The following is a 23,006-nucleotide window of genomic DNA, read 5'->3' as shown; positions in this document are numbered from 1 at the left end:
TAGTAATGTAACTTCTTTTTTGTCTTATTTGGGTATAATATAATTAACTAAAAATTTAAAATTGTCAGTGTGAATAAAAGGGGGAGATTATATGAAAAAAATTGTATCTTCATTGTTATTGGTAATTATTTTATTAACAAGTACCTTGTCTTTTGCCTCTATGGAAGATAAGCTAAGTAAACATTGGGCTAAAGATTTAGTAGATAAGGAATTCCTATCCTATTATTTTCCTTATTTTGCTAAGGATAGTTTCAGTAAATTTGAGCCAAATAAAGAGATGTCTAAGAAAGATTTTGCACTTTCATTGGCTTCACTTTTTAAAAACTATGACATAGAACCTACAAATAGTATTGTAGTAGATAGTATTTTAACTAGGAGAGAAGCAGTAGAGCTTATTGGGGAAAAACTAGTTGAATTAGAAAATATTATAGACAAAAAAGAAGAAATTCCTTTCAAAGATATTAATACAATGGACGAAGAAAGCATAGAATTATTAGTAGTACTATTTAATTTGAAGATTATTTATGGTGTTTCAAATACAGAGTTTATGCCAGATGGTAATCTAACTCAGATAGAATCCATAATAATCTTACAAAGGCTGAAAGGAGTCTTGGAAGAAATGAGAGGAATAAGAGAAGTATCATTTAATGTTTCAGGTATAGTTGAATCTTATAACAATCAAGAATCAGTAATAGTAAAGGAAGATAAGGACAAAGTATTAGTAACTATTACGAAAGAGTTTCCTACTCCAGGATATTCCCTTGGAGTTGAGAAAGTAGTAAATGGAGGAGGGAACTACAAAATATACTTGGATATTAAACCTCCAAAAGAGGGAATGATGCAAATGCAAGTTATAACCTATAAAACCATGACTATAGAGATTCCAAAGGAAGAATCTATGAAGCCACCATATATTTTTAATGTAATTGGATTAGAAAGCAATCTATTTAGAATATAGATTGCTTTTTTCATACATATAATGGTAATATTAGTGACACTAAGAAAGAAATTTGATACAATTAGTATAATGCAAAATAGATAGGTGGTGGTATTGGTGGAAATAGATGAAAAAGATATATTGAATTTAAAATATTTATCACCCAAAAAAGAATCATTGAGAGTTTCTATTATTTATTTAATCTTAAGTTTCATAGGAATGTATTTGTCATATTTATTTTTATATAAGAATAATAAGCTGGAAACATATAACTCTGTACAGTTTTACAATAGCCTAGGCTTTATAATTATAACTGATATTATAATATATTTTTCAATTTATAAAAGACTAAATAAGATAAAAGATATAAGCTCTGTTTTACATAAAAATATGGACAAATTATCTGTAGCTAAAAAAGACCTTGTAGATATGGAAGGAAAATTAAATAAAGAAAAGACCTTATCTGATAGTATATTGAAAAATTCTACTCTTGTAATATTTACTTGGGATTTAGAAGGAAGGATTACAAGCTTTAATCCTTATGGAGAAGAGATAACAGGATATAAAGAAGATGAGCTAATAGGAGAATCTTGGATAGATTTGTTTCTACAAGAAGAGGAAAAACCTAAAGTTGAAAATCTTATTAAATACATAAAAACAGGTAAATCTCTTAAAAACAGTATAGGAGATATATGGACTTCTAAGGAAGGCAGAATACTTGAGTTTATATGGACAGATTGCCCTGTCTATGATGAAAATAAGAATGTAGTTGAAATAATTTCCTTTGGTACAGATATAACAGAACAAAAAAATCTCGTAAAAAAACTAAAAGATTTGGCATACTTCGATAGTATGACTGGTCTTCCAAATAAAAGTATGTTTAAAATTGAAGGAGAAAGACTGATAGAAGAGGCAAAAGAAAAAGATATAAAACTATCACTTTTATCTATAGATATAGACGATTTTAAACAGATAAACGACGCATTGGGACATGATTTAGGTGATGAATTGTTAATCCATATATCATCTGTACTGGAAGAATTTAAAGGGGTGGATAATTATCTATATAAATTAAGTGAAGATGAATATGCCATTATTTTATATGATATAAAAGACCATAAAGATGTACAGTTAAAGACAGAGAGAATATTACAGGAAATTCAAAAACCTTGGTGTATTAATCGAGAAGAATTTATTGTGTCAGCCAGTGTAGGTATAGCAATATATCCTAGAGATGGAAGTAATTTCTCACAGATGACTAGATCCTCCAATATGGCAATGCAGCATATGAAGAATAAGGGAAAAAATGGATATACCTTCTATGAAAATAAAATGGGCAAAAGAATACTTGAAAATGCCTTTATGGTAAATCAAATAAGAAAAGCCATAGAAAAGGAACAGTTTAGTCTTCATTATCAGCCTATTATAGATATAGAAAGCAATACTATTTATGGAGCAGAGGCTCTTATTAGGTGGTTTCATCCAGAAAGAGGATATATTCCTCCAATGGATTATATACCATTAATAGAAGAAACAGGACAGATATTTGATATAACTTCTTTAGTTTTGCAAATTGGATTTAAACAAAAGATGATTTGGAATGAAAAAGGATATTCTAATCTAAAGTTATCCTTAAATATTTCAAGTAAATCTTTAGTAAATAGGAATATAAATGATGAAATAGAAGGACTTTTAAAGAGATACAATATAAAACCTAATGAAATTATATTGGAAATTACAGAAACTTCTTTTATGGATAATATAGACAATTCCATAAATGTATTGACTAAACTTGAAAAGTCAGGGATAGGAATATCTTTAGATGATTTTGGAACTGGATATTCATCTTTGGCTCAATTAAAAAGGTTGCCAGTTCACAATGTAAAAATGGATAGGGAGTTTATTAGAACTATGAAAAGGCATAGTGAAGAAGAAGTAATAGTCAAATCCATTATAGAATTGGCTCATACACTAGGTCTTAAAATAACAGCAGAAGGTATAGAAACAGAAGAACAAAAAAATATTCTTTTAGAAGGACGATGTGATTATGGTCAAGGATATTATTTATCCAAACCAGTAGAAGCAAGTTCCTTTGAAGGAATATTATTAAATTATAAAAAGGTGACAAGCTATGAGTAAAAAACGAGAAATTGCTGGAAATGCTTTGATGATTTCTATATTTACACTAATATCTAAGGGCTTAGGTTTTATTAGGGAAGTTATGATTGCTAACAAGTTTGGCTCTGGTATGGAGACAGATACTTATTTTGTAGCCATTACTGCCACTGTAATTATAATGACAACCTTAGGGGCGGCTTTAAACACTACTTTAATACCTATATTCTCCGAGATTGGTGAGAAGCATGGCAGAAGAGGTAAATTAAAATATTTAAATAATATATTAAATATAGTATTTATAATTACCATATTTATAGTAATATTTGGATATATATTTTCGCCATGGATAATTAAAGTATTAGCCAATGGATTTCAAGGAGAACAATTTGAGTTAGCTGTAAAATTAAATAGAATAGGACTTCCCATAGCTATATTTTTGGGTATTAACTATGTGTTTTCAGGGTTGCTGAATAGCAGTCAAATTTTTGGTCCTCCTGCCATATCTGGATTACCATATAATTTTGTATTTTTAATTTATTTATTTTTCTTTGCAAATGAAGGAAGTATTATAACCTTAATGATAGTTTCTGTAATAGCGGCTCTTTTACAGCTTTTAATTTTAGTACCAGCAGTTCATCATATGGGATACAGATATAGTCCAAATGTGAATTTGAGAGATAAATATTTGAAGAGGGCAATGGTACTTATAGGACCAGTTCTTATTGGTTCAGCAGTACAGCAAATAAACGTAGTTATAGATAAGACTTTGGCATCAGGTTTAATAGAAGGAAGTATATCTGCATTAAACTATGCCTCAAAGATTAATGATATGGTTATAGCAGTATTTATAATGGCAATAACTACAGTAATATTTCCAATGCTTTCTCAAGCTTTTTCACAAAATAATAATGAAAAGGTAAAAGAAATATTAGGACAGGGAGTAAATATTATACTGATTGTAACAGTGCCTGCAACTATTGGATTACTAATACTAGCAGAGCCTATGGTATACTTATTTTTCCAAAGAAATGCCTTTGATGAACTGGCCACTTATATGACAAGTCAAGCTCTTATATTTTACTCCATAGGTCTTATAGGTGCATCTCTTAGATTGATGTTAAATAGAGTATATTATTCATTACAGGATACAAAGACACCTATGATAAATGGAATCATAGCAGTAATTATAAACTTAGTGTTAAACTTAGTCTTAATAGAACCTATGGGTCATGCAGGATTGGCTTTGGCAACTAGTATATCAGCTACAGTAACTACAATTATGCTATTTGTATCCCTAAGAAAGAAAATAGGACCTATTGGGTTATTCAAATATCTTCTATGCTTTGCAAAAACTTTAGCTGCCTCCTTATGTATGGGAATAGTAGTATATTTAATATACTATAAACTAGGGGCAGTTATAGGAACTACGAAACTAATACAAATGGTATTATTACTAGGTTCTGTAGTAGTGGGGGCAGCACTTTATTTTGGACTTTGTATAGTCTTTAAGGTAAAGGAATTGGGAATGATATTTAAAAGATAGTGAATAGTGAATAGTGAATAATTTGGATGACCTTTGGTCATCCTTAGTTAAAGAGCTAATAGTTAAAAGATTAATCTTTTAACTATTAGCTCTTTTTTTTAAAACTATTCACTATTCACTATTAGTTATTCACTATAAATTATGGCAGGCTACAAAATGTCCTTTTATTCTTTCTTCAAACTTTGGTGTTTGTTTTCTGCATATGTCTAAAGCATGGGTACATCTATCTACAAATCTACAGCCTTCTTTGATATTAATTGGACTTGGTACGTCTCCGTGAAGCATTATCCTTTTTCTATTCCTTTGTATATCAGGGTCTGGTATTGGTATAGCTGATAGTAAAGCTTTTGTATAAGGATGTAGTGGATTTTTATATAGTTCTTCTGAATGGGACAATTCCATCATATGACCTAAATACATTACTCCAACTCTATCTGAAATATATCTTACCATGGATAAATCGTGGGCTATAAAAAGGTAAGTAAGACCAAATTTTATCTGTAATTCTTTCAAAAGATTAACTACCTGTGCTTGAATAGATACGTCTAAGGCTGATATAGGCTCGTCGCATACGATAAACTTTGGATTTAATGCTAAGGCTCTTGCAATTCCTATTCTTTGCCTTTGTCCTCCAGAGAATTCATGGGGAAAACGCATGGAATGTTCTTCGTTTAATCCTACTAGTTTAAGTAACTCTATTACTCTTTCTCTACGTTCCTCTTTATTTGTGTATGATTTGTGAATATCTAAAGGTTCTGCTACTATATCTTCCACAGTCATTCTAGGATTTAGGGAAGCATAAGGGTCTTGAAATATCATTTGGAAGTTCTTTCTTACTTCCCTCATTTCGTTTATGGAAAGGTCATATATATTTCTTCCATTAAATATTAATTCTCCATCTGTAGGGTCATATAGCCTTATAATAGTACGACCAGCAGTAGACTTTCCACATCCAGATTCTCCAACTAATCCAAAGGTTTCACCAGGGTATATATCAAAAGTAAGCCCATCTACAGCTTTAAGCTTTCCTTCTCCTACATCAAAATATTTTTTTATATTTTTTGCAGATATTAAAGGTACTGTCATTAGGATTCACCCCTTTCAGAGTCTTTTGCCATAGGATGATTTAACCAGCAACGACTTCTATGGGTTGCACTGCGACTATGAAACTCAGGCATATAATCTTTACATATTTTCATGGCATTTTCACATCTATCATAGAAGGAGCAACCTTTAGGTGGTATATAAAGATCTGGAGGTGTTCCGTCTATGGAGTGAAGTGGCTCGTTTCTTGACATATTTAAGCTTGGAACAGATGCAAGCAGTTTTATTGTGTAAGGATGACAAGGAGCTTTAAATATTTCATCAGTTAAACCTTCTTCCAAGATTTGTCCTGCATACATGACTATTACCTTGTCGCTCATATCTGCGACGACTCCCAAATCATGGGTTATTAAAATAATTGCCATCTCCAATTTATTTTGAATTTCCTTCATAAGCTCTAAGATTTGTGCCTGTACTGTAACATCAAGGGCTGTAGTTGGTTCATCAGCTATAAGCAGCCTTGGAGTAGATACCATTGCTAAAGCTATCATTACACGTTGCCTCATACCACCAGAAAACTCATGAGGATATTGATTGACTCTTTTTTCTGGTTCAGGAACTGCTACTAAGTTCAACATTTCTACTGCCTTTTTCTTTGCTTCTGATTTTGATAATCTTTGGTGTCTTATTAATCCTTCTACAATTTGTTTTCCTATTTTCATAGTTGGATTTAAAGAAGTCATAGGGTCCTGAAATATCATGGATATTTCATTGCCACGAACAACCTCCATTTCTTTATCAGATTTATCCAGTAGGTTTTTTCCATTGAATATTATTTGTCCATTTTTAAAAAAAGCAGGTGGCATAGGAAGCAGTTGCATTATGGAATTTGCCGTAACAGATTTTCCACATCCAGATTCTCCAACTATGGCTACAGTTTCTGAGCTTCCTACATCAAAACTAATATTTCTGACTGCTTCCACTTCTCCAAAGAAAGTTTTAAAGGATACTGATAGGTTTTTAACTTCCAGTAGTGTTTTCATTTCTCCACCTCTCTATTTACGTAGTCTTGGGTCTAGTGCATCACGAAGCCCATCACCAAGCACATTAAATCCAAACATAATAAGGGAAATAAATATGGCTGGTATAATTATTTGGTATCCGTTACCTACGGCAAGTCCTGCTAATCCATCATTCGCTAAAGAACCAAGGCTTGATTTTGGTGCTTGAAGCCCAAGTCCTAAGAAGCTTAATGTGGCTTCAGCAAATATGGCTCTAGGAATAGTAAGGGTAATATTTACTAGAATAGGTCCCAATGTATTTGGAATTATATGTTTTCTAAGTATCCATGGCTTGGTTGCTCCCAAGGATTCAGCAGCTAAGGAGTATTCTGACTCTTTAAGCTGAAGGACTTGACCCCTTACTAAAATTGCCATAGGTACCCAGTCTGTAAGAGTCATGGCAAGTATTAATACAAATAAGGAAGTGCCAGAGCCTTCACTGGAGAAGACTACTGATAAGAGAATTACTATAAGTAAATAAGGGATACTATATATTACTTCTGCAATTCTCATCATAATATTGTCAACTTTTCTTGTTGCTATACCAGAAAGTCCTCCGTATAAAATACCAATGATAAAATCAATTGTTGCAGCAAGGATTCCTATTATTAGGGAGTATCTAGCTCCAAACCAAATTCTTGTAAACTGATCCCTGCCAAGTTCGTCAGTACCGAACCAATGAATGGCATTGGGATGTAGATTGATTTTACTATAATCTTGTTCAAAATAACTATAACCGTTAATAAGCGGTCCTATAATGGACATTAAAATCATAAGAAGTATTATAGTAAGACCTACCATGGAAAGTTTATTTTGTCTCAGTCTACGCCAAACATCAGACCAATATTTTATACTGGGACGTCTGATTTTCTCTGGGTTTCTATCTTCATGAGGTACAGGGCGAAACATATCTTTTGATAAATTGATTTGATTATCCATTAGCGTCCCTCCTTGGTAAGCCTTATACGTGGGTCAATAAATATATATGCTATATCTACTAAGAGAAGCAAAACTATCAATATAATTGCATAGAAAATAGTTGTCCCCATTATAAGTGTATAATCTCTGTTATTAATTGATTGAACGAAGAATTTTCCGAGGCCAGGTATTCCAAAGATTTTTTCTATAACAAAACTACCTACTAAAAGGTTAGAGATCAATGTTCCAAGGACAGATATTATTGGGAGAACTGCATTTCTTATGGCATGTTTCAATATAACTATAGATTTAGATAATCCTTTAGATTTTGCAGTTTTGATATAGTCTTGACCTAAAATTTCTAACATACTGGAACGCATAAGCCTTGCCATATAAGCCAAAGGCATTAAAGACAAAGCCACTGCTGGAAGGAAAGTATGTTTAAATTCTCCCCAACCTCCAATAGGAATCCAACTAACATTTTTAGCTACAAATTGAATAAGTATTGTACCCATTATAAAGCTAGGGACAGAAATACCTATAATGGCTATTATCATAGAGATATAGTCTGGAAACTTATTTTGATATAATGCAGCTAATGCGCCTAAAGCTGGTCCAAATATTAATGCAATAAATAGGGCTTCTAAACCTAAATAAGCTGAAACTGGAAAGCCTCTACGAATCATATCATTTACAGTTTCAACCTTTGATTTCATAGAGTCTCCAAAATCTCCTTTTAAAAGATTTTTTAGATAGATAATATATTGTTCTGGAAGTGGTTTATCTAAACCATATTTTTTCTGTAGATTTTCATAAACTACCTGAGGCATTTTACCTTCCTTTCTGAAAGGGTTACCAGGAATGGAGTGCATTAAAAAAAATGTAATAGTTATAATAGCCCAAAGAGTAATGGCAGACATAATAATTCTTTTGAAAAGGTACTTTTTCAATTTTTTCCCTCCTTATATAGTAGGGCGAGCTAGGCTCGCCCGTACCTTTATTTATTTATATCAGCATAAGTCAGCTTTGGATAGTTTACCAATGGCTTATATACACCTGTTACATAGGATTTTTGTGCATATGGTTGTGTATAGAAATAAACAGGCACTATAGGCATATCTTCCATAACAATCTGTTCTGCTTTTCTCATTGCATCAAAACGCTCATTAGGATCAGGGCTAGTTTTGGCTATTTTCACCAATTGGTCGTATTCAGGGCTATTATATTTTGCATCGTTGAAAGAGGAGTTGCTTTCCCATAGTTCAATAAATGTAATAGGGTCCATATAGTCTCCAATCCAACCAGCACGGGATATATGATAGTCTCCAGCTTTTTCTCTATCAAGCTTAACTTGGAAATCAACGTTTTCTAGCTGGATTTCAATACCTAAATTAACTCTCCACATTTCCTGTGCTGCTTGAGCAATTTTTTTATGAGCCTCAGAAGTATTATATAGAATGACTATATTTTTAAAGTCTTCTATTTTCATACCTTCTTCAGCTAAACCTTCTAGGAATAACTTTTTACCTTCTTCCACATTATATTCTACTAGTTTTCCTACAGCATCACGATATTCTTTACCATTTTCATCAGGTAGTCCAAAAGGAACAACACCTTCAGCAGCAATTTGACCGCCTTGAGCAATCTTATCAACTATAGTTTGGCGATCTAAAGTCATAGACAGCCCTCTTCGAACCTTAATATTGTTAAATGGTTTGACTTTAGAGTTTAAATTATAGTAATAAGTACCAACCTCAGCACCTATGATTAATTCAGGGTTATTATTATCCTTCATTTGAGCTACTACAGCCTGTGGCAATGGAGTTAAGAAATCATAATCTCCACCTTCGTATTTTTGCCATGTAGTATTTTCATCATCAATAATATCAAAATCTACTCCATCTAATTTGACACTGGCTGAATCATAATAGTTTTCATTTTTTCTAATTTTAATAGTAGCATTATGCTCCCATTCAGTTAAAGTAAATGGTCCATTGGACACATGAGTACTGGCATTCTTTGCCCAATCAGGATCAGACTCTACAACTTTTTTATTTACAGGATAAAGTGTATAAAATGCTGTTAATTCTAAGAAGTATGCAGTAGGTGCTTCAAGAGTTACTTCAAGTGTTTTGTCATCTAAAGCTTTAACTAATACATCATCAACTGTTCCTTCCCCAGTATTGTAAGCTTCGCCACCTTTAATATAATAAAGTTGATGTGCATAGTCTGAAGCTAATTCGGGGTCTAAGGCTCTTTTCCATGCAAATTCAAAGTCATGGGCAGTAACAGAGTCACCATTTGACCATTTAATATCATCACGGAGAGTGAAGGTATAAGTCAAACTGTCATCTGAGATCATATATTCCTCTGCCATACCAGGAACAACTTTTAAGTCTGGATCAATTTTCATTAACCCTTCAAATGTATGGTCTAATACCCAAGATTCATGGGTTCCTTGAGCCAACGCAGGGTCCAATGAACCTGGTTCACTGCCATTGTTTGTCCTTAAAATCTTTGCTTCTTTTTTACTTTCACTAGGTGGTGTAGCAGATGAATCTGTACTTGGTGTATCTGTAGGTTCCTTTACTTCATCTCCACCTTTAGGTACACAGCCAGTGATTAATAAGGCTATTACAAGTAACAGGCTCATTATTACTATAAAACTTCTCTTCATATTAAAGCCCCCTTTTAAATATTTAAAGTAATACTTAAGTAATTATATTTATTTTTCAAAAGGAATAGAACTTTAAAGAAATAATAAAACAACTCCGATTTTTAAAGTTAGTTTTAAAAATCGGAGTTGTTTTTAAGATTTCTTTTTTTTATAACACCTATAGTTAAAGTAAGTAAAGGAATTATGAATTGAAATGGTATAACATAGTACTGATAAAAGCTAATAAATCTTGCCATATCCATAGTACTTTTAAAAATAAATCTAGATAAGATTACCATTATAATACATAGGATAATGAGAAATCTTTTATGTTTTTTATGTTAAAGAGCTTTATAAACCCAAGGGATGCAGCATATAAATAAGTTGTAGCCTTTGCAAAGCTAGTCAATGTTAGATTTGAGGAAACAATGATTTCGATTCTTTGAATAAAATTAGAAATCGTTATTATGGAGGTAGCAAAGTCAGATCTAAAAAGTACATTATTTACGTTTGGAAAACCTAATAATAAAATATTTCTAAAGACATTAATGAATAGAAAAAAGCCACCTATGAGAATACCATGGATATATACCTTAGTAAAATCATTATTGTCATCAGCATAGGCCGAAAATACTAAGAATACTATAGTTTCAGCAAAGGGGAAAGTAATAAATAAATAACTATTAACCATGACTGGCTTTAATCCATTATACAGTATGGGCATAAGATAGGAATAATCAAATTGATTGAATCCTAAAATGATTGTAGTAATAATCAAAAGTATAACAATAGGTAGAATTAGTTTCGCCCATGTAGAAAAAGCAGAAAGACCAGCATTTATAGTATAAATAATAAGAATCCCTGTAGTATATTGAGAAGTATCAGGTAAAGAGGCTACTTGAATATATTCTGTCATAGATCTTAAAATCATAGTGGCTAGATGAAAAAAATGAAAGCTATAAGCCAAAATAAAAAACTTACCTAAAACTTTACCATATGTCTTTATAAAAATATCAAAGAGCCCCATTTTAGGGAATAACTTTGCTATTTTGCCATATATAAGTGCAAGAGGCATAGACATTGCTATTGCTATTAAAATAGAAATCCAAATATCTTCTTCTCCATGGATATTTCCAACGAATATTAGAGAAGTTCCAAATATAAATATAACCATCAATGATTTATACTGTGAGCTACTAATTTTTTTATTTTCCATCAATTTTACCACCTCTTAGGGTTACTGTTTTTCTGTTATATTTTTAAATAGGTTTCCACTACCTCTAATATGAATATCTGCATCTACATCTATATCTAATTCTTTAAAAATACTATCCCAATTAGTTTCAATTTCCTTCCATAAATCAGGCATTCTCTGTTTTACTATATTGCCAAATCCAAATATATCTAACCCATAATCAGTTTGTATAGTTTTAATAAATTGAAGAATATCATCTTCCAGTGATGTTTCAGCTATAGTTTTAATTCTATTAATACTATTTTCATGAAGAGTATCTATTTGCCCATTTGTTTCTCCTATGCTTACTATGGTTTTTATTTTAATTTCCATGACCAGTTGATTATTTACTATCTTTGGTCTAACTTTTGTTTTATTTTTAAATATCTCTAAGGAGATAGTAGTATTTGAAATATCAAAAATAAAAAGTCCACCTTTAATTTCATTTCTAATAAAACGAAGACACTTAATATCATCTAGTCCTAAAAATCCCTCTAATGTATCTTGTTTGAAAATAGCACCACCAGATAGTACGATGGTTTCTAATCCTTCATTTACTTCCATACTAACAGTAGGAATTACAGGATATAATCCTGGAGTTCCTATATGATTAGCTAATTGATAAACAGAAGTATTGGGAACTTTAGATAGTTGGTCATTAGAAACAATCATGGTGTCTATTTCAAAGGAACGAATATCAGTAGATACAGATTTGAGATGAAGTATTTCATTGGCAGTATACTCATCAGAAACCACCATATACATATTGATTCTAGGCTCCGCGTCTCTAAATATGAAATCTATTATAGGTATAATACCATCCTTAGCCACATCCTTACTCACTATGACTACTGACGTATGTCCAAAATATAATTTCTTTGCCGTAAGATTAATCATATTTCTAATACAATCAAAAATTGATTTTCCTTCTGTACTCAATTTTAATGAAACAAACTTTGGTTCTTTATTAGACTCATCTACATCTATGATTTCTACAGTCAATTTGTAGCCAATAGGACTTTTATCTATGGCTATTCCAGCTACGGGAGAGAGCTGTTCAATTTCTTTATAGCTTCCACAACCTGTAACAAGGCTTAAAATCATAAATATAATTAGTATAAAAATAAAAGATTTATTCATGGTTTTTACCTCCATTACTACGAATATGGTTATTTGTCATATATCTAGGTCTAAGCCTCATATACCATGCAGGAAATCTTACGGCTGTATCTTTTAAACTTTGCATATTAAATGTAGTTAAATTTGACATATATGGTATGCCAAAGGAGTCAAGCTTAAATAAATGAATAAGGAGAAATGTCATTCCTATAATATATCCATATAGACCTAAGATAGAAGAAAGAAAAATCAGGGCTATTTTTATAACATTTGAAGCACCATTTAGATTCGGAGTTATTAAACCAGCAATTCCAGACATTCCAACTACAATAATTATTGGAGCACTAACAAATCTTGCATCTACAGCTGCAGTTCCTAGAACTAATGCTCCTACTATAGATAATGCTTGCCCAATAAATGAAGGCATTCGTGCTCCTGCCTCCCGAAGTTCCTCAAATACTATTAGTAGTCCAGTAAGCTCTAAAATTGTAGGCAATGGGGTAGATATTCTAGAGGCATAAATACTCATCATAAGTGGAGTAGGAATAAACTCTTGATGCTGGGTTACTAATGCTAGATATATGGGGGGAATACTTATGGTAGAAAGGAACCCAAATATACGAAGAATCCTATTTATAGATGAAAAATAATAATTTAAACTATAATCATCAGCAGATTGGAAAAGCTCTATAAAAATATAAGGTAGAGTCATGACTACAGGAGAACCGTCAACTAAAACTGCAATTCTCCCTTCCAAAAGTTTTGACGCTACTACATCTGGTTTTTCCGTACTTCCAGTGGTTTCAAATATAGAAAAAGGTTCTTTGTCAATATACTCTTGAATATATTTCACATCAAGGATTCCATCAATTTTAATGGCATTTAATTGACTGTATAGGTTCTCTAAAATTTTCTCCTCTGCTAACCCCTCTATATAAGCTATACAAATATCTGTATTGGTTATATCTCCAATGGTCATAAAATTAAATTTTAATTTATTTGATTTGATTTTCCTTCTAATCATAGACAAATTAACCATTAAACATTCATTAAACCCTTCCCTTGGACCACGAAGGGCTTTTTCTACAGTAGGTTCTTCAATATTACGGGTTTGCCAACCTTGACTTTTTATAATAAGACAATTGTTTTCGCATTCTAAAAATAGAGCAGTATTTCCCATTAGAACTGCATCAACTAATTTAGATATATCTTTAGTTTTTTCAGAGGAGCATGACATAATAATTTGATCTTGGAAAGTGTCCATTTGGTTTAAATTAGATGAAATCCTATTTGTAATAATAGGTTTTATTATATATTCACTGATTATATTTTCATCAACCATTCCATTAATAAAAAATATACAGCAAACCATATTGGGATTAAATTGGTTTTGAAGTTTTTTTATTTTTAAAGTATTATCGTCTTTAAATATTTCCTTCATTAAATTTATATTTTCATCTAAAGAGTAAGATATATTATAATCTTGTAAATTTTTCATAATATCCACAACCTTATATAAGTTTATTTGTTAGCTTTACCAAATAGAGTATTTTTATGTTGTCTTATATAAAATTAAATCTATGATGAACCAATGGATTTTATTTGAATATACTATATTGAGTTATAATTCAATTAAGGGAGGTAATAATATGTTTTGTCCAAATGGAATGCCTTATACTATTAAGGCGGGAGATACATTTTATAGAATAGCTCAAACCTACGGTATAACTGTAGATGCTCTAATGCAAGCTAACCCAGGTGTAAATCCAGATAGATTATTTATTGGTCAAGTAATTTGTATACCAACATCAGGACCTACTCCACCACCGACACCAGGAAGTTGTCCTACTTTAAGACAAGGAAGCAGAGGGGCTGATGTAGTAAGACTTCAACAACTTTTATTAGGTCATGGATTTAATCCAGGTGCTATAGATGGTATATTTGGTCCGAATACTCATTCAGCTGTTGTGGCTTTCCAAAGAAGTAGAGGACTTACACCAGATGGAATAGTAGGAATAAATACTTGGACTGCATTGGGAGTAAATTGTTCTGGAGGACCGACACCGGGACATTGTCCAGCAGGAACTTTTGCTTATACTATTAGATCAGGGGATACTCTTTATATCCTTGCACAAAGATACCGTACTACAGTTGATGCAATAATGCGTGTAAATCCAGGGATAAATCCTAATAATTTACAAATAGGTCAAGTAATTTGTATACCTCAACAATAAAATAGAGAACCTAAGGTTCTCTATTTTTTATTCAAAAAACCTTCCAAATAATTGACTTATTTTTTTATATAAGATAAACTATTAGGATAGACTATAGTAAACGAAATTTTTAAATTGACTATATGAAATATTTTGAGGAGGTTTTGGTAAAGTGCCAACTAAATATATATTTGTTACTGGTGGTGTAGTTTCATCTTTAGGAAAGGGAATTACTGCTGCTAGCTTGGGACAACTTTTAAAAAGCAGAGGACTTAGAGTTACTATTCAAAAATTTGATCCTTATATAAATGTGGATCCAGGAACAATGAGTCCATATCAACATGGAGAAGTATTTGTTACAGATGACGGAGCGGAGACAGACTTAGATTTAGGTCACTATGAAAGATTTATTGATGTAAATTTAAGTAAAAATAGTTCAGTAACTTCTGGTAAAATTTATTGGTCTGTACTTAATAAGGAAAGAAAAGGGGAGTATGATGGAAGAACAGTTCAAGTAATTCCCCATATAACAAATGAAATCAAAGAAAGAATCATAAGAGCATCTAAGGAAAGAGATGTAGATGTTGTGATCACTGAAATAGGTGGTACAGTAGGAGATATAGAGTCTTTACCTTTCTTAGAAGCTATTAGACAGATTAAATATGATGTAGGTAAGGAAAATGTAATGTATCTACATGTGACTTTAGTTCCATATTTATCTAAAGCTGGAGAACTAAAGACTAAGCCTACACAACATAGTGTAAAGGAATTAAGAGGTCTTGGAATTCAACCTGATGTTTTAATCTGTAGAACCGAAGTTCCTATTGCTAAGGATTTAAGGGATAAAATAGCCTTATTCTGTGACCTAGACCCATCAGAAGTAATAGAGAATAGTGATGCCGATACTATATATGAAATTCCTTTAATGCTTGAAAAGGAAGGACTTCCACAATTAGTTATAAATCACTTGAATTTACAATGTAATGAGCTAGATTTAACAGAGTGGAATAAAATCGTTGAAAGAGTAAATAATCCTCAAGGTCATGTGACTATTGGTCTAGTGGGTAAGTATGTTGAACTGAAGGATGCTTACTTATCTGTATCAGAATCCTTATGTCATGGTGCTATTGCCAACAATATAAGTGTAAGTATAAAATGGATTCATGCAGAAGAAATAAATGATGACAATGTAGAAGAACTTTTATCTGATGTAGATGGAGTTTTAGTTCCTGGTGGTTTTGGAGATAGAGGAGTAGATGGAAAGATTTCTGCTATAAGATATGCTAGAGAAAACAAAGTCCCTTATTTAGGTATATGTTTAGGTATGCAGTTGGCAGTTGTAGAATTTGCTAGGAATGTGGCGAATCTAAAGGATGCACATAGTTCAGAATTAAATTCACAAACAGATTATCCAGTTATTGATTTAATGCCAGAACAAAAGGATATAGATACATTAGGAGGTACATCTAGATTAGGATTATATCCTTGTAAAATTAAGGAAGATAGCAAGGTTTTTGAAATATATAATGATGAAATTATATATGAAAGACATAGACATAGATATGAATTCAACAATGAATATAGAGATATGCTTATTGAAAATGGTTTAGTTATATCTGGTACATCTCCTGATGAAAGATTAGTAGAGATAATAGAATTGAAAAATCATCCATGGTTTGTAGCAGTTCAATTCCATCCAGAGTTCAAATCAAGACCAACGAAGGCACATCCATTATTTAGAGAGTTTATTAAAGCAACTATGAAAGATAATGAATAACTAATAGTTCCGATTTTTGATCTAAATATTATTATCCACTGTGAATAGTAATTACTAAATCAAAAATCGGAATTACTGTAAATAAAGGAGGTTATGAAAATGAAAAGTGTAAAATTGAGAAAAGGCATGACCACTATTTTAGCTTCAGCAATATTAATATCAGGGATTCCAAGTTATGGTGCAGCACCAAGATTTAAAGATGTTCCTGCCAGCCATTGGGCTTATAGTTATGTAGAGAATATGGCAAAGTTAGGCTATATTTCAGGAACTACCAGTACAACATTTTCTCCTCAAGGAAGTTTAAACTTTGATGCAGCTATGAGTTTAGTTGCTAGACTTTCTAATCCTAGTGAAGCAGAAAGAACTAAAGCTTTAGATGGTTATGATGATTTATTAAAGGAATTGAAGATAGAATCATGGGCAAAAGAAGGACTAGCTGTTTGTCTACATAGAGGTATAATTACTGAATCCCAATTAAGAGATGTAAGTAAAAAAGGTCTTGTAAAAAAACCTATTAAAAAAGTAGATATAAGTGAGTATTTAGTAAAAGCCATGGGTTTAGAAGATGAAGCTCAAAGTAAATTAATTGTAGCTTTGCCATTTAAAGATGTACTTAGTATTGAAGCACGTCAAGCTAAATATGTACAGGTATTACTTGATGCAGGAGTTTATGATGCTAAGGGAAATGGAGATGGTACTTTCAAGCCAAATTCTTCTTTAACAAGAGATGTAATGGCAAAGATGATGTCAACTGCATATGATTATATGGAGAATAATGGAATATCAACTACTCCAACTAACCCTACTTCACCAGAGACACCAGACTCAACAGAAACAGACAGTGTAAATGGACAGATAAAGATACTTACTGAAGGAGGAGCAGAGAAGCTTGTAACAATTACAGATAAAGTAAAGGGACAGGCTACTTATAGATTATCAAATACATCTGTAATAACTGTAGATGGTAAAAGTGCTTCTTATGCTTCTTTAACTGAAGGACAAGAAGTAGAACTAGAATTAAAGAGAAACACAAATCAAATAGTAAGTCTTAAAGCTAAATCCATAGAAGAAAGTGTATCTGGTAAGATTAAATCCATAAATGCTACTGGTCTAAGGATGACTTTAGAATATACAGAAGGAAGCAAAACTCTTTCTAAGGAATTTAATGTAGATAAAAATGTAGAAGTATATTTAAATGATAAATCTGCAAGTTTAAAGGACTTAAATGAAGGAGATTTAATAGAGGTAAAAAGTAGCAATAATGTAATCTACGATATTGAGGCTATAAGCAAAATCAAGAAAGTAGAAGGTATTATAAAGGAAATAACTAAGGTAAAAGATAGTAAAGATGGAGAATATGATATTACCATAGTGGATGATAAGGATAATGTATATGAGTTTATAATAAACGATAAATCTTATATAACTAGAAACAATAGAAAAGCAAAAGCAGAGGATTTAAAAGTAAAAGACGATGCTTATGTTGAAGCTGAATACAACATAGTAAAAGATATAGATGCTGAAGTAGTTAAGAAAAATATAAAAGGTCAAATTGTAGAACAAAGTACTAGGCTTCATCAAAGCATAGAAATAACAGTATTAAACCAAGATACTAAAAAAGAAGAAAAGTATGCTTTAAGTAAAGATGTGTATATTAGAGTAGATAAGACAGTTACAAGTCCAATAGATTTAAAAACAGGATATTATATAGAAGCTGTTACAGAAGGTGATGAAATCATTGAAATATCAGCAGACTCTAAAGGACTGGAATCTACTTTACTAGGTAAAATTGATTATATCAACACTAGAAATATGGAGATAATTTTGATTATAGAAAACACAGATTTAGATGATTCAAAATATGGTGATGAAATAACAGTACGTGTTAAAAAAGATGCTATTATAGCAGATAGATCACTTAAAGCCATTTCTCTATCACATTTGGGAAGAGGAGATAAGATTCTTATAGCAGGAACTTATGATGGATTCTATTTTGTAGCAGATACTATACAATTAAGATAATAAACCTTGGGGAACTTTAAGTTCCCCAATAATTAAAAAACTAATAATTGGAAGGCAATTCCAATTATTAGTTTTTTTATCTTTTAAACTATTCACTTTTCACTCTTAGTTATTCACTGTTTTTATTCCGTTCTGATCGCTTCTAATGCTGATAGATTCATGGCACGTCTTGCAGGGAAGTATCCTGATACTATTCCTATAAGAGCCGAAAACACCATAGATGCAAGTATTAACCATAGGGGTATTATGGATATTTTAGTGGAACCAGAGCCAATGGCTGCACCAAATTTCACACTAAGCTTATTTATAACGAAGGATATTAAATAGGAAAACCCTACTCCAAATACTCCGCCTGTAAGTCCAATTAAGGCTGACTCAAATAAGAATAATCTCTTTATATCCTTTAAGGAGGCACCTATTACTTTCATTATACCTATTTCCTTAGTTCTTTCATAAATACTCATTACCATGGTGTTTGTAATACCTATGGCTGCAACTAGTAATGATACTGCCCCAATTCCACCTAGAACTGCTTGAATTACTGCGGCTTGTTTTTTCATAGATTCTAGTTCATCATTTAAACTATAAGCCTCATAGCCCATGTCCTTAATGGTTGTTTGCACTTCTTGGACATTTTTCATGTCATTTACTTTAACGTTTATTTGATCATATCCACTATTCTTTTTACCTGGTTGTGGTTTTTGATTTTCTGATTTTTCTTTTTCTTTTATAAGTTGTTGTAAATCTTTAAGAGGCATATATATTCCATAGTTGGTTTCCCAGTTTCCCTCTGTTAAAACTCCGGCTACTTTAATTTTATATTCCTTATAATTTACCTTTTGCTCTCCTGGAGTAGACCAGCCATAGTTAGGATCTAGTGTTAGAGTCATTCTATCCTTCATAAGATTGATTTTTGGTTCTCTATAGGTTCTTGCCTTAGGTTCGTAGAAATTATTCTGCATTTGACCTCCAAATACTACAGTAAGGGTATCCTTATTGTTTAAAAGTCTACCTTCAGCAGCTTCGAATCCAAAGTCTTCCATGGAATCAGGGTCTATTCCTTTAATGGAACCTGATGCAACATATCTTCCATTTATAATAGAACCATAAACTTGAAGTGTAGGGCTTACGGCTACTACATTAGTCAAAGTCTTAAAGGATGCTACGGCTTTATCATCTAAAGGCATTTCTTTTTTCCCAGGTTGGGGAGCCTCCCAACTTTTACGAACATTGACGGTAGTTAAACTACCCCACTGGGCAATTTGTTCTTCAAAGGCTTTACTCATTCCAAATCCTAGACTAAGCATTACTATAATAGAACTTGCACCTATGATTACTCCAAGGACTGTAAGAAAGGTTCTTAGTTTTCTTCTCCACAGATTTTTAAATCCCATTACGAATAAATCTATATTACTCATCTAATGCTTCTTCCTTTTGTTTTTTCTTTTTCTTATAAAAGAAATATCCGCCAACAGATGCTGCCACTATGGCTAAAATAGACCATAGCCATTTTGAAGTAAGGATTCCTTTAATTCCACCTTGATTCATATTATCTTCTGGTGGGAATTCTCCGGGAAACTCCTCTGCTGGAGGCATATCCGTTACATTTAGTGTAAATTCTTTTCTTAATTCTTGAGGTTGACCTGTGGAGTCCTCATATGTGAAAACTACTGCTCCAGTTAACTCTCCTGGTGCATTTGGAATTACCGTTCCTTCAAAATATTCACTGCCACCACTATCAAAATTACCTACATAATAGCTTCCATTTTCTGTTTGGAAATCTCCTTCTAATTTAACCATCATATTATATAATGTAACTTTACCTGTATTATAAAATTCTAAAGACACAGGTAAAGGCTGACCTACTGATGCTTCAGGATAAACACCTAGTTCGCCAGTTTCAAGTCTTGATTGTTGTACTACAGGTACTCCTATTAACTCAACATCTTTTAATTCTGTACCATCGTTATCTTCATATTCAAAGTTAGCTGTTATAATATGAGTTTTTGCCACAGCATCGGGAACTGTAAACATAGTAATGGTTTTTTCTACTCTGCCTTTAGGGGCTATGGAGTCAATATAGAATGTATTGGAACTATCTACTGGTGTAAATGCAGAACTGCCAGCTTTCTGATTATCATTACTTCCAGCTGCTTCTGCTGTTAAAAATATTTTTATATTTTTAACAGTTTTTTTACTAGATGTATTATAGAAGGAAAGAGTCATTTCAAAGTTTTCTCCTGCCTTAACTAGCTGTGGGTCAAAACTATATTTGTCTATGATTAATTTTGGTTTTCCTTTAGTTGGATCACCTTTTTCTGGAGCTACTACAAATACTCCAACAAATTGATTTACAGTATCTTCTTTTCCTAAATCGTCTGTATATCTAACTGTGATTTCTATAGGATAGTTTTTAGTTTCAGCTGCCTTTGTACTTAAAAATTTAAACTCTAAGTCTTGAGAATCCTGTGGAGCCAGTGAATTTAATTTTACTATACTTACAGATTTAGGCACTACTCCTGATGGATCTGTACTTTTAGCTTCCACGATTATATCTTTTGCATCTGATTGACCTTGGTTTCTAATACTAAAGCCTACAGTTATTTCTTTGTTTTGTCCAATTGAACCTGTTGGATAATTTAGTTTCTCAATTATTAAATTAGATGATTGACCTTGATTTCCAGCAACTGTTATAAAGAAATTACTTTCATCAGTTATGGTTTCACCTTTTTTATCTTTATAAGATAAGATTAGTTTTAGCTCATGATTTCCAGAGGATATTTTTTTTGATGATTTTAATTCAAAATACACATATTTTTTACCTCCAGAATTTATAGATTGTATAGTTTTACTATTAACTCCATTGGCTAAGGCAAATCCTTCTCCAGATAGTCCGCCTAAAGATACTTTAATGTCTTCTGCTGTAGCATTACCGTTATTTGCTAAATTAAATCCTACTGCAATAACTTCCCCTGCTTGGACAGTAGACGAAGGCATTATATCTACTTTATCTACTATAAGTTGAGATGAAGTTTTATCCTGAGTAACACGTATATTTATAGTTCCTTTTGTAGTGTATTGCTTTGGTTGTACAATTTCTTCTTCGTATTTATCGTTGCCATCGTCATCTTTTTCAGGTTTACCATCTTTATCTGTAACCTGTATTTTACGATAATCAGGTTCACCATAGTAAGTGATTTCAATTGGTAAAGAATAATTTTTTCCCTCTGCATCTGGGTCTATTTTTACTCTATATGATAAAGTTCCACTTTCACGATCTCTCATGCTTCGTATACTATCAAAGGAAGAACCATCTACATATACCATTCCAGTAGAGTCTCCACTAAGGTTTCCAGTAACATCTGTTGCATAGCCATATCCTGTGTTTTTAAGGTCTACAGATATGGATATACTTTCACCGGGCTTACCTTGGTAAGTAGTTGAATTGGAAATTATTATATTAGGGTCACCTCTATAGGCAAATCCCATACTTGGAACTTGTAATATAACCAAGATTGCTGCTAAAAAAATACTTAAAAATCTTTTCATCTAATTTGCTGCCCCCTTTATTATGTTTTCATTTTCTATGATTTTTTCTATATGTCCATCCCTAAGACTAACTACTCTATGGGCATAGTCTGAGATCTCTACATCATGGGTTACTATTATTAAGGTTTGTTTAAGGTCATAGGCCATACCAGTGATTAAATCCATGATTTCCAGTGTAGTTTTAGTATCTAGATTTCCTGTAGGCTCGTCTGCAAATACTATGTCAGGTTTGCCTACAAAGGCTCTTGCAATACTTACTCTTTGCTGTTGTCCCCCACTCATTTCAGATGGTTTGTGATGAAGTCTTTTCTCTAAACCCACGTCGATTAAGATTTTTTTTGCTAATTTTTCTCTTTCAGATTTAGGTACTCCTTGAAAGGTAAGACCTAAACTTACGTTTTCTAAAGCTGATAAAGTTGGAATCAAATTATAGGACTGAAATACGAAGCCTACATATTTTTGACGAAACTTGGTTATGTCTCTTTCATTCATTTTGTGTATTTTATATTTCCCTATGGTTATTTCACCCTTAGTAGGTTTTTCGAGTCCAGCCATCATATTTAATAATGTAGATTTACCTGAACCAGATGTACCTAAAAGACATATAAATTCCTCTTTTTTTATGGATAGACTCACGTCATCTAAAGCAATAATTTTTTCGTCTCCCATTTTATAGACTTTTCTCAAATTTTTTAATATAATTAAATCATTCAAAAATAGATTCACCTCCAATTAAATACTATTAATTATATTTTATCATAACATGTAATATTAAATAGTTACAATATTATTAAAGTTTAATGTTGAATATTACT

At 32.0% G+C, this 23,006-nt stretch carries 17 protein-coding genes; 6 read left to right on the top strand and 11 right to left on the bottom strand.

The annotated features are described in order from the left end of the window. The first annotated feature begins 91 nt into the window (after positions 1-91). From FYJ83_RS01860 to murJ, 3 genes are all read left to right on the top strand, one after another. On the top strand, positions 92-958 hold the full coding sequence (locus FYJ83_RS01860) for a protease complex subunit PrcB family protein (protein WP_154438521.1): 867 nt from the start codon (positions 92-94) through the stop codon (positions 956-958). A gap of 96 nt (positions 959-1,054) precedes the next feature. After that, positions 1,055-3,076: a sensor domain-containing protein gene (locus tag FYJ83_RS01855; RefSeq protein WP_154438519.1), complete on the top strand. Its 2,022-nt coding sequence runs from the start codon at positions 1,055-1,057 to the stop codon at positions 3,074-3,076. Beyond that, positions 3,069-4,598 (top strand): murein biosynthesis integral membrane protein MurJ, encoded by a 1,530-nt coding sequence (murJ, locus tag FYJ83_RS01850; RefSeq protein WP_154438517.1) that lies wholly within the window; start codon positions 3,069-3,071, stop codon positions 4,596-4,598. The genes FYJ83_RS01855 and murJ overlap by 8 nt, the downstream gene beginning before the upstream one ends. A gap of 132 nt (positions 4,599-4,730) precedes the next feature. Here murJ and FYJ83_RS01845 read toward each other — a convergent pair whose 3' ends face one another. The 8 genes from FYJ83_RS01845 to FYJ83_RS01810 all read right to left on the bottom strand — a co-directional run bounded on the left by FYJ83_RS01845 (position 4,731) and on the right by FYJ83_RS01810 (position 14,128). Further along, positions 4,731-5,684, bottom strand: a complete 954-nt coding sequence (locus FYJ83_RS01845) for an ABC transporter ATP-binding protein (protein ID WP_154438515.1) — start codon at positions 5,682-5,684, stop codon at positions 4,731-4,733. Then, positions 5,684-6,685: an ABC transporter ATP-binding protein gene (locus tag FYJ83_RS01840; RefSeq protein WP_154438513.1), complete on the bottom strand. Its 1,002-nt coding sequence runs from the start codon at positions 6,683-6,685 to the stop codon at positions 5,684-5,686. Before FYJ83_RS01840 ends, FYJ83_RS01845 begins: the two co-directional genes overlap by 1 nt. A 12-nt stretch (positions 6,686-6,697) precedes the next feature. Then, entirely contained in the window at positions 6,698-7,642 is a 945-nt protein-coding gene (locus tag FYJ83_RS01835; protein WP_280634062.1) for an ABC transporter permease, read from the bottom strand. Next, positions 7,642-8,571, bottom strand: a complete 930-nt coding sequence (locus FYJ83_RS01830) for an ABC transporter permease (protein WP_154438511.1) — start codon at positions 8,569-8,571, stop codon at positions 7,642-7,644. The genes FYJ83_RS01835 and FYJ83_RS01830 overlap by 1 nt, the downstream gene beginning before the upstream one ends. Positions 8,572-8,618: 47 nt before the next feature. Next, positions 8,619-10,298 carry a peptide ABC transporter substrate-binding protein gene (locus tag FYJ83_RS01825; protein ID WP_154438509.1) on the bottom strand — a complete coding sequence of 560 codons (1,680 nt, stop codon included), beginning with the start codon at positions 10,296-10,298 and terminating at the stop codon, positions 8,619-8,621. Between the two features lie 277 nt (positions 10,299-10,575). Continuing rightward, positions 10,576-11,493, bottom strand: coding sequence for a GerAB/ArcD/ProY family transporter (locus FYJ83_RS01820; protein ID WP_154438507.1), 918 nt, complete (start codon positions 11,491-11,493; stop codon positions 10,576-10,578). A 21-nt stretch (positions 11,494-11,514) separates the two neighbouring features. Continuing rightward, a complete protein-coding gene (locus tag FYJ83_RS01815) occupies positions 11,515-12,651 on the bottom strand; it encodes a Ger(x)C family spore germination protein (RefSeq protein WP_195837886.1) in 1,137 nt (378 codons plus the stop codon). Further along, a complete protein-coding gene (locus FYJ83_RS01810; RefSeq protein WP_154438503.1) occupies positions 12,644-14,128 on the bottom strand; it encodes a spore germination protein in 1,485 nt (494 codons plus the stop codon). Before FYJ83_RS01810 ends, FYJ83_RS01815 begins: the two co-directional genes overlap by 8 nt. A gap of 151 nt (positions 14,129-14,279) precedes the next feature. Between FYJ83_RS01810 and FYJ83_RS01805 the strand changes: the two genes are divergently transcribed. The 3 genes from FYJ83_RS01805 to FYJ83_RS01795 all read left to right on the top strand — a co-directional run bounded on the left by FYJ83_RS01805 (position 14,280) and on the right by FYJ83_RS01795 (position 18,642). Further along, positions 14,280-14,864, top strand: coding sequence for a LysM peptidoglycan-binding domain-containing protein (locus FYJ83_RS01805; protein WP_216585668.1), 585 nt, complete (start codon positions 14,280-14,282; stop codon positions 14,862-14,864). Positions 14,865-15,015: 151 nt separating this feature from the next. Next, complete coding sequence (locus FYJ83_RS01800) at positions 15,016-16,620, top strand: CTP synthase (protein WP_326828281.1); 1,605 nt, start codon at positions 15,016-15,018, stop codon at positions 16,618-16,620. 99 nt (positions 16,621-16,719) lie between these two features. Then, on the top strand, positions 16,720-18,642 hold the full coding sequence (locus FYJ83_RS01795; RefSeq protein ID WP_195837885.1) for an S-layer homology domain-containing protein: 1,923 nt from the start codon (positions 16,720-16,722) through the stop codon (positions 18,640-18,642). A gap of 122 nt (positions 18,643-18,764) precedes the next feature. On the opposite strand, the gene FYJ83_RS01790 is transcribed toward FYJ83_RS01795, so the two are convergent. Genes FYJ83_RS01790 through FYJ83_RS01780 form a run of 3 tightly spaced genes read right to left on the bottom strand, consistent with a single transcriptional unit; the run spans position 18,765 to position 22,905 of the window. Further along, positions 18,765-20,060 carry an ABC transporter permease gene (locus FYJ83_RS01790; protein WP_154438499.1) on the bottom strand — a complete coding sequence of 432 codons (1,296 nt, stop codon included), beginning with the start codon at positions 20,058-20,060 and terminating at the stop codon, positions 18,765-18,767. After that, entirely contained in the window at positions 20,053-22,191 is a 2,139-nt protein-coding gene (locus FYJ83_RS01785) for a COG1361 S-layer family protein (RefSeq protein WP_154438497.1), read from the bottom strand. Before FYJ83_RS01785 ends, FYJ83_RS01790 begins: the two co-directional genes overlap by 8 nt. After that, positions 22,192-22,905 carry an ABC transporter ATP-binding protein gene (locus FYJ83_RS01780; RefSeq protein WP_412034772.1) on the bottom strand — a complete coding sequence of 238 codons (714 nt, stop codon included), beginning with the start codon at positions 22,903-22,905 and terminating at the stop codon, positions 22,192-22,194. Positions 22,906-23,006 lie beyond the last annotated feature (101 nt).

Source organism: Tissierella pigra (assembly GCF_009695605.1).
In the GTDB taxonomy this organism is placed as follows: domain Bacteria; phylum Bacillota; class Clostridia; order Tissierellales; family Tissierellaceae; genus Tissierella; species Tissierella pigra.
The sequence above is the reverse complement of the archived record's forward strand: the minus strand, read 5'-3'. Positions and strand labels throughout refer to the sequence as shown.

Coding starts and splice junctions, on each gene's coding strand:
- FYJ83_RS01860 (WP_154438521.1), top strand. CDS start 92: ATGAAAAAAATTGTATCTTCATTGTTATTGGTAATTATTTTATTAACA.
- murJ (WP_154438517.1), top strand. CDS start 3,069: ATGAGTAAAAAACGAGAAATTGCTGGAAATGCTTTGATGATTTCTATA.
- FYJ83_RS01845 (WP_154438515.1), bottom strand. CDS start 5,684: ATGACAGTACCTTTAATATCTGCAAAAAATATAAAAAAATATTTTGAT.
- FYJ83_RS01840 (WP_154438513.1), bottom strand. CDS start 6,685: ATGAAAACACTACTGGAAGTTAAAAACCTATCAGTATCCTTTAAAACT.
- FYJ83_RS01835 (WP_280634062.1), bottom strand. CDS start 7,642: ATGGATAATCAAATCAATTTATCAAAAGATATGTTTCGCCCTGTACCT.
- FYJ83_RS01825 (WP_154438509.1), bottom strand. CDS start 10,298: ATGAAGAGAAGTTTTATAGTAATAATGAGCCTGTTACTTGTAATAGCC.
- FYJ83_RS01820 (WP_154438507.1), bottom strand. CDS start 11,493: ATGGAAAATAAAAAAATTAGTAGCTCACAGTATAAATCATTGATGGTT.
- FYJ83_RS01815 (WP_195837886.1), bottom strand. CDS start 12,651: ATGAATAAATCTTTTATTTTTATACTAATTATATTTATGATTTTAAGC.
- FYJ83_RS01810 (WP_154438503.1), bottom strand. CDS start 14,128: ATGAAAAATTTACAAGATTATAATATATCTTACTCTTTAGATGAAAAT.
- FYJ83_RS01805 (WP_216585668.1), top strand. CDS start 14,280: ATGTTTTGTCCAAATGGAATGCCTTATACTATTAAGGCGGGAGATACA.
- FYJ83_RS01795 (WP_195837885.1), top strand. CDS start 16,720: ATGAAAAGTGTAAAATTGAGAAAAGGCATGACCACTATTTTAGCTTCA.
- FYJ83_RS01790 (WP_154438499.1), bottom strand. CDS start 20,060: ATGAGTAATATAGATTTATTCGTAATGGGATTTAAAAATCTGTGGAGA.
- FYJ83_RS01785 (WP_154438497.1), bottom strand. CDS start 22,191: ATGAAAAGATTTTTAAGTATTTTTTTAGCAGCAATCTTGGTTATATTA.